At 37.8% G+C, this 1158-nt stretch carries 1 protein-coding gene; it reads right to left on the bottom strand.

All coding sequences use genetic code 11. The features are described 5' to 3' along the window. The coding region (locus ADI58_RS03110) for a G5 domain-containing protein (RefSeq protein ID WP_049521417.1) at positions 1-1158 on the bottom strand (1158 nt) is incomplete at both ends.

Genomic DNA, 1158 nt, shown 5'->3' with positions numbered 1-1158 from the left:
AGCATCTTTTTCGTATTTTACTGGGGATGGGATTGTTTCTACTTCTACTTTATCCTTCAATCCGTTTTCTTTAAACGTTTCTTTTGTTGTATGCTCTGTGATGTTTCCATTGGTTGGATTTACTGTATAGGTAGTAACTTCTTTGACAATGTTATCTCCGTCTTTAGAGTATACTACTTTATCTTTTGCTGCTACTTTGATAATTGTATCCGTTGGATTTACTATTACTGGCTCTCCTACATTTGGAGTAACTTCCCCATTATTTGGATTTACTGCGTAGGTCGTTGTCGTTGTCTTACTTCCATCTTTTCCTGGAATAGTAATATTATCTTGACCTTTTTCCCTACTAGCATCTTTTACGTATCTCTTAGATAATGGGATTCCTCTTACTTCTACTTTATCCTTCGCTGGAACTTTAACAATAGTATTAGTTGGTTTTTTCGTACGAACTGGTTTTCCTACACTTGGGGTAATTTCCCCTGTTGTTGGATTTACTTTGTACGTTGTTGTGATTGTATCTTCACCCTCTTCACCTTTAACGGTGATTGCTTCAATACCTTTTTCTTTCGTACCATCTTTTTCGTAAACTACTGGAGATGGTACTACTCTCTTCTCAACAGTTGGTTCTTTCTTTGTTCCGTAAGTAGTTACTGTTGTAGGAGTTACCTTACCGGTTTTTGGATCAACTTCATAAGTTGTAGTGTTGATAACTTCACGACCTTGCTCATCCTTGCTACGCTCAACCTTAGTTTTAGCTCCAATCTTAACTATTGTTTTACCAGCTGGTGTGACCACTGGCTTACCAACGTGTTCTGTGACTGTTCCATTATTTGGATTAACGTCATACCTTGTAGTCGTTACAGATTTTCCTTTTACTCCTTCTCTAGGCTCGTCTGGTGTACCAAAGTCACGAGTGTCGTCTTTTTCATAAACCACTGCGGGTTCAATCAGTGTTTCTACTACTTTATCCTTAGCTGCGACTTTAACTATTGTTTCTGTTGGATTTACTATTACTGGCTCTCCTACATGTGCAATAGCTTCTCCACTGTTTGGATTTACTGTGTAAGTCGTTGTGGTTGTCTTACTTCCATCTTTTCCTGGAATAGTAATATTATCTTGACCTTTTTCGCGACTAGCATCTTTTTCGTATTTTACTGG

Source organism: Streptococcus mitis, from assembly GCF_001074635.1.
Lineage (GTDB): Bacteria > Bacillota > Bacilli > Lactobacillales > Streptococcaceae > Streptococcus > Streptococcus mitis_E.
Note: the sequence above shows the minus strand (reverse complement) of the source record. Positions and strands in the feature narration are given on the sequence as shown.